This window comes from Morganella sp. HMSC11D09 (assembly GCF_001807955.1).
In the GTDB taxonomy this organism is placed as follows: Bacteria; Pseudomonadota; Gammaproteobacteria; order Enterobacterales; family Enterobacteriaceae; genus Morganella; species Morganella morganii.
Genome location: NZ_KV791636.1, coordinates 43,431 through 49,948, shown reverse-complemented (window position 1 = coordinate 49,948; position 6,518 = coordinate 43,431). Strand labels below are relative to the sequence as shown.

Genomic DNA, 6,518 nt, shown 5'->3' with positions numbered 1-6,518 from the left:
AGTGTTTATTTCAACTTTTTTTCTGTTTGCCAATTTTTTCACCACAACGGTGTTTTATCCGGCAAAATGCCGGTGATTTGCTTTAAATCTGAACAAACTCTGCAGCAAATGCCTCAACCTGTTGCCAATCCGTGTATTCCACTTCTTTGGTGGTATCTGTCTCACCCTTTGTCATCTTCATAATCAGACGGATCATCATCCGGTCAAACCAGCCGTAACGCGGATACAGCAATGCCCCGGCGAATACAGTACAGGCTGTCGGCTTCCAGGGTGTCGCGGCCAGGAATTTCCGGACATACACATTTGTCTCTGGTGTCCGTTTTTCCGGTTTACGGGCAGTCAGGTTCACACCAAAGAATGCGGTTTTCATCTGATTCAGCTGCACCGCGTGCAACTTCGCGAATTTATCCAGCGCCCGGTTAAAGTGACCGTAGCGGATAGATGCCCCGACCAGCACCTTCTCATACGGCGCCAGATTCAGCGGCTGATTATCCTGCAAAGAGCGGACATCGCACTCTGCCCCTGCTTTGCGTAAATGCAGGGCAATTTCAGTAATGATTTTTTTTGTCTGCCCGTCATGGCCGGAATAAAGCAACAAGTACGACATGAAACACTCCGTTAATCACGCCAGAACGTCGGCGTCAGCAATACCAGCAAAGTAAAGACTTCCAGACGACCAAATAACATCGTCACGACAAGAATCCATTTCCCGCCCGGATTCAGGGTTGTAAAGTTCTCACCCAGCGTACCCAACCCCGGTCCCAGGTTATTCAGTGTGGTGGCTATCGCAGAGAAAGCGGAAAACTCATCAACACCTGTCGCTATCAGTAACAGCATACTGACCACAAAGACCAGAGCATACGCGGAGAAGAATCCCCAGACAGCTTCGATAATGCGTTCCGGCAATGCCCGGCGGCCCAGCTTGATGGTGTAAACTGCATTCGGATGCACAAGGCGTTTTAGTTCACGCGCCCCCTGAAGGAACAGCAGCATAATGCGGATAACCTTCAGACCACCGCCGGTTGACCCCGCACATCCGCCGACAAATGCCGCACACAGCAGCAGCATCGGCAGGAACAGCGGCCATTTATAGAAACTGTCAGTGGAGAACCCGGCCGTTGTCGCCATCGAGACAACCTGGAAAAACGCCTGGTTGAGGGTTTGTCCCTCCGTAGCATAGACATCAAACTTCCACAAAACCAACGCACAGATCACGACCAGCACGAACTGGAGGGAAATAAACATCCGGAATTCCAGATCCCGCCAGTAAACTCCCAGGCTACGCCCGGTCAGTACCGCAAAGTGCAGGCCATAGTTACAACCTGAGATCAGCAGGAAAATGGCAATGATGGTGTTAATTGCCGGACTGTTAAAGTAACCGATACTGGCATCATGAGTGGAAAACCCACCGATGGCGATAGTGGAAAAGCTGTGGGATATCGCATCAAAAACATCCATCCCCGCAAACCAGAGGGCAATTGCACAGACGATGGTGAGGAACACATAAATCAGCCAGAGGGTTTTTGCTGTTTCCGCAATCCTCGGGCGCATTTTATTATCTTTCAGTGGCCCCGGCATTTCCGCCCGGTACAGCTGCATTCCCCCGACACCCAGCAGCGGCAGGATAGCAACGGCTAATACGATGATCCCCATCCCGCCCAGCCACTGTAACATCTGCCGGTAGAATAAAATCGCTTTGGGCAGCGTGTCCAGCCCGACCAGTGTGGTGGCACCCGTTGTGGTTAGCCCGGAGAATGATTCAAAAAACGCATCTGTCACCGACAGGTTCGGACGCTCAGAAAAAATAAAAGGTAATGCCCCGACACTGCCCAGCACCGTCCAGAACAGCACCACAATCAGAAAACCTTCTTTCGGTTTTAACTCACTTTTTTTATTGCGGTTCGGGATCCAGAGCAGCAGACCGATAATCAGTGCTGCCAGGAATGTCTGACTGAATGCTTTACCTGCACCGTCTTTATAGATAAGCGCCACAATCCCGGGAATGATCATGGTGACAGAAAAAATAATGACAAGTAACCCGACAATACGGGTTATGGCGCGAAAATGCATTGCAGCAGAGTCCTCAGAAATCAGTTTCCGGTGGTGTCATCAGGGCATTTAAGCTCAAACATCCCCCGGCTCAGGTCACGTAATTTATCACTAACCTCACTCAGTAAGGTAGCAGGAATCGAAATACGTAACGTCACATCCGAACCGAAATCACTGTTGATTATCGTACCATCCACCTGCCGGACCACTAATTCTGCCTGGCTGATAAAGCTGTAATCACAGGTTATTTCACAGATCACCTGCGGGATTTTAGTTTTCGTTACCAGCAGTTTCAGTGCCTGCTGAACCCCGCTGCCGTATGCACGGACCAGCCCGCCGGTGCCTAATTTTATTCCGCCGAAATAGCGGACAACCACCGCCGTAATTTCCCCGATTCCGCTGCCGAGCAGCGGTGCAATCATCGGTTTACCGGCTGTTCCGGTCGGCTCACCGTCATCAGAAAATCCCAGTTGCTGAGAATCATCCGGACGCCCCGCAACAAATGCCCAGCAATGGTGCCGGGCATCGGGATATTCATCTTTGACAGACTGAATAAATTGCTTTGCTTCATCCACCCCGTCCGTATGCTGCAACAGAGTGATGAAACGGCTTTTTTTTATCTCTTCAGTAAACATAACCGGCTCAGCCGGTATAAGGTACGATTTCATTACGGCAGATTCAGATCCCGCGTCATATTTTCCACACTGTTGTCATGGATAATAATGTTATCTTCAATGCGAATGCCGCCACAAGGTTTAAACTGCTCAATACGTTTCCAGTCAAAATGCTGACTGAACTTACCTTCACGCCACGGTGCCAGCAGAGATTCAATAAAATACAGTCCCGGCTCGATGGTCAGCACCATACGCGGCTCCAGAATACGGGTGCAGCGCAGGAACGGATACATTGCCGGTGCCGCCAGATGCTCACCCTGATCATTCTGCATAAACCCGGCAGCATCATGAACCTGAAGACCCAGCGGATGGCCAAGCCCATGCGGCAGGAACGGTGTGGTTACCCCTTCACTGACCATAGCTTCCTCAGACATTCCGGTGATTATTTTATGTTTTTTCAGCAGTTTCGCGATGCGGTGATGCATCTGAATATGGTAATCGGTATAGCGGACCCCGGCTTTAATATCACCGATCAGTGACTGCTGCTCATCATTCAAATCTGATACCAGCTGTGCGAAATCGCTGTCAGCATCAGCAGCATATGTCCGGGTTAAATCTGCGGCATAACCATTGAATTCCGCACCGGCATCGATCAGGAAGCTGTGCCGTGTATGCGGTGCGTTTTTATTCAGTTTGGTGTAGTGCAGAACAGCGGCGTTTTCATTAATAGCAACAATATTGTCATACGGCACATCTGTATCACGATGGCCGGTTGCCATCAGGTACGCCATATTGATATCAAATTCACTCAGGCCGGATAAAAAAGCCTCATGTGCGGCAAGATGCCCGTTAACCGCCATTTTTTGTGCTTCACGCATGCAGGCCAGTTCATAATCTGTTTTATATGAACGATGAAACGCAAAGAAATCCAGCACCGCTTTCGGGTTAATATGATTGCTGCTGATCCCCAGCGCTGCGGCACGATCGGTATTCGGCCCGATATACGCAGTGCGGGTTTTATCCTGTGATGCCAGCATGGAGGCAATGTCACCGGCATTCTTCAGATGAATAACCTCAACATCGTTTGTCCAGTAAGAAGAAGGTAACGCCTCAACACTGTGCCAGTAATCAACCGGAGAATAGAACCATAATTTCGGTTTATTCACACCATCAGTCCACAGCCAGCAATGCGGTACATCAGTTACCGGCACCCATGCTTTAAAATGCACGTTACTTTTAAAGGGATAATCGCGATCATCGAGAAAAATGCGTATCGGTTCACCGGAGTGGATCAGTAACGAATCCAGTTTCTCACGCGCAAGAATATCGCGGGTCCGCTGTAATAATGTTGCGATGTGCTCACGGTAGAGGGATGCCATTTTTTCCATGGGAATTGACCTTTTTTCATTATGATAGTGACAAAAGCTTAGCATGATCTCCGCGATTATGGATATGGCAGGCTATGTCATCCCCGGTTATTTACCGGGAATCTTCGGCGCGTCACGACGTTTTTCTTTTCTGTTTCTGCATATTGAGACATTTTACGTGATCTTCAGCGCAAAAAATCATCATTTTATTTGCTTTCGTTAACAAAAAAATCACAATTACTCTATCTGGTCATACCACATGGTGTTCTCATCCTTTACGGGAGCGATGCAATATTTAAGGAGAACCGTATGCTTTATCACAGTGAATCAATGAAGGTCAGCTGGGAAAAAGAAGGAATTGCAAAACTTGTTTTTGATGCGCAGGGAGCGATAAACAAACTGGATACCCGGACAATTGCCTCACTGGATGAAGCCGTTGCCTGCCTTGAACAAACACCGCAGCTGAAAGGCCTGATTATTACCTCCGCCAAAGAGAGCTTTATCCTGGGCGCGGATATTACAGAATTTCTGACTCTGTTTAATGCACCGGCGGAACAGTTGACCGAGTGGCTGAATTTCGCCAACCGGTTGTTTAACCGGATTGAAGATCTGCCCGTGCCTACTGTCGCCGCACTGCGGAAATTCACACTCGGCGGTGGGTGCGAGTGCGCACTGACAACAGACTACCGCCTCGCCACTGACGATCTGCGTATCGGCCTGCCGGAAACCAAACTCGGGATAATGCCGGGCTTCGGCGGCTCAGTCCGTCTGCCCCGCCTGATTGGTTGTGATAATGCCCTTGAACTTATCACACAGGGGAAAATTGTGACTGCCGGTGAAGCGCTGAAACTCGGACTGACTGATGGCATTGTACAGGATGATGAATTGATTAACGGTTCACTGATGCTGCTGGAGCAGGCGATCAGTGGCCGGACTAACTGGCAGGCACAACGGCAGCAGAAAAAAGCGGCGTTACAGCTGCCCCCTGCAGAATTACAGATGAGCCTTATCACGGCCAAAGCCCTTGTCCGGCAAAAGGCAGGAAAACATTACCCGGCGCCGATGGCGGCAGTAAACGGAATTGAAGCCGGAGCGAAACTCCCGCGCGATGAAGCATTGCGCTGCGAAACCGCGCATTTTGTACCACTGACCCGGACACTCACCGCCGGGGCTCTGGTCTCACTTTTCCTGAATGAACAATATGTTAAAGGCCTTACCCGCCAGCAGACGGTATTACGTGATGCCCCGGAACAGGCCGCTGTTATCGGTGCCGGTATTATGGGTGGCGGTATTGCTTACCAGTCAGCTTACAGCGGTATTCCGGTACACCTGAAAGATATTCAGCCCGCCGCATTGCAGGCCGGTATTGATGAAGCCGTAAAATTGCTGGAAAAACAGTGTCAGTCAGGAAAAATGACCGTGGTTCAGGCCGCCGGAATACGCGCCGCTATCCACCCTGTCCGCCATGATAATGAACTCAGTGACTGCGATATAGTGGTTGAAGCGGTTGTTGAGAACAAAGTCATCAAACAAAAAGTGCTGGCAGATATTGAACAACAGGTTAGTGAACACTGCATTCTGACATCAAACACCTCTTCGATCCCTGTCAGTGAACTGGCTCAGGCGCTGAAACGCCCGCACAATTTCTGCGGAATGCATTTTTTCAATCCCGTACCTAAAATGCCGCTGGTTGAAGTGATCCGGGGAGAGAAAACCTCAGACGATACAATCGCCGCTGTGGTGCACTACGCCCACAAAATGGGAAAAACACCGGTTGTGGTGGGAGATTGTCCGGGATTCTTTATCAACCGGGTACTGTTTCCGTATCTGAACGCCTTTTCTCTGCTGGTCTCCGGCGGAGCGGATATTAAAACGGTTGACCGTGTGATGGAACAGGAATTCGGCTGGCCGATGGGACCGGCGCTGTTGCTCGATGTTGTCGGACTGGATACGGCTAATCATGTACAGCATGTGATGGCTGAGGGCTATCCGGGCCGGATGGTCGTTGAAGAGCACAATGTCATCAGTCTGTTTGCCGGACTGAAACGGCTGGGGCAAAAAAGCCGCCTCGGGTTTTACCGCCATACTGATGACGGCAAAGGCCACCTGCAGAAACAGCCCGATGAGCAGCTCGAAGAAGTGCTTGCACCACTGGGACGCACGCCCCGTGACTTTACTGCAGACGAGATTATCGACCGCCTGATGATTCCGATGGTGAACGAAGTTATCCGCTGCTACGAGGAAGGCATTATCAGCAGCCCGGCAGAAGCAGACCTGGCTCTGGTCTACGGCCTTGGTTTTCCGCCGTTCCGGGGAGGTATTTTCCGTTATCTGGATGATACCAGCACCCGCGCTTTCTGTGAAAAAGCAGAGCAATACAGCACACTGGGTCCGCTTTATACCATTCCGGACAGTCTGCGGGCACATGCTGTTAATAACACTCCTTATTATCCGCAACCGGATAGTCACCCTGTTACTGCACAGTGAG

5 protein-coding genes are annotated in these 6,518 nt (G+C 50.3%); 1 reads left to right on the top strand and 4 read right to left on the bottom strand.

Going from position 1 to position 6,518, the window contains the following annotated elements; translation table 11 throughout:
* Positions 1 to 82: 82 nt before the first annotated feature.
* From hemG to pepQ, 4 genes are read right to left on the bottom strand one after another with little or no spacing between them, the layout of a single operon-like run.
* The gene (hemG, locus tag HMPREF3119_RS00300) at positions 83 to 607 is read right to left on the bottom strand and encodes a menaquinone-dependent protoporphyrinogen IX dehydrogenase (RefSeq protein ID WP_015422429.1); all 525 of its coding nucleotides are present in this window, start codon (positions 605 to 607) and stop codon (positions 83 to 85) included.
* 11 nt (positions 608 to 618) lie between these two features.
* On the bottom strand, positions 619 to 2,070 hold the full coding sequence (gene trkH, locus HMPREF3119_RS00295) for a Trk system potassium transporter TrkH (RefSeq protein ID WP_036418904.1): 1,452 nt from the start codon (positions 2,068 to 2,070) through the stop codon (positions 619 to 621).
* Between the two features lie 20 nt (positions 2,071 to 2,090).
* Positions 2,091 to 2,717 (bottom strand): IMPACT family protein, encoded by a 627-nt coding sequence (locus HMPREF3119_RS00290; RefSeq protein WP_004238215.1) that lies wholly within the window; start codon positions 2,715 to 2,717, stop codon positions 2,091 to 2,093.
* Positions 2,717 to 4,051, bottom strand: coding sequence for a Xaa-Pro dipeptidase (pepQ, locus tag HMPREF3119_RS00285; RefSeq protein ID WP_070577910.1), 1,335 nt, complete (start codon positions 4,049 to 4,051; stop codon positions 2,717 to 2,719). The genes HMPREF3119_RS00290 and pepQ overlap by 1 nt, the downstream gene beginning before the upstream one ends.
* Before the next feature lie 288 nt (positions 4,052 to 4,339).
* Here pepQ and fadB point away from each other — a divergent pair, with 288 nt between their 5' ends.
* Positions 4,340 to 6,517, top strand: coding sequence for a fatty acid oxidation complex subunit alpha FadB (fadB, locus tag HMPREF3119_RS00280; RefSeq protein ID WP_070577908.1), 2,178 nt, complete (start codon positions 4,340 to 4,342; stop codon positions 6,515 to 6,517).
* Position 6,518: the final 1 nt, after the last annotated feature.